Annotated in this window: 1 rRNA gene; it reads right to left on the reverse strand. The window is 55.3% G+C overall.

Annotation, left to right across the window (positions count from 1 at the left end):
- Positions 1-450 (reverse strand): 16S ribosomal RNA (locus KIH41_RS18060); the annotation flags it as partial.

Here is a 450-nt window from a genome sequence, read left to right on the forward strand (position 1 = left end):
TGCACCCTCCGTATTACCGCGGCTGCTGGCACGGAGTTAGCCGGTGCTTATTCATACGGTACCGGCAATTTCCACCGCAGTGGCTTTTTCTTCCCGTATAAAAGCAGTTTACAACGCAGAACGCCGTCTTCCTGCACGCGGCATGGCTGGGTCAGGCTCCCGCCCATTGCCCAATATTCCCTACTGCTGCCTCCCGTAGGAGTCTGGCCCGTATCTCAGTGCCAGTGTGGGGGACCTTCCTCTCAGAACCCCTAAGGATCGCAGTCTTGGTGGGCCGTTACCCCGCCAACTAACTAATCCTACGCATGCCCATCTTTTACCGCCCGGAGACTTTAAACATAAAACCATGCGGCTCCATGTTGCCATGGGGTATTAATTTCCGTTTCCGGAAGCTATCCCCCTGTAAAAGGTAGGTTGCATACGCGTTACGCACCCGTGCGCCACTCTCAT

The sequence above is a fragment of the Litoribacter ruber genome (assembly GCF_018500185.1).
Lineage (GTDB): Bacteria > Bacteroidota > Bacteroidia > Cytophagales > Cyclobacteriaceae > Litoribacter > Litoribacter ruber.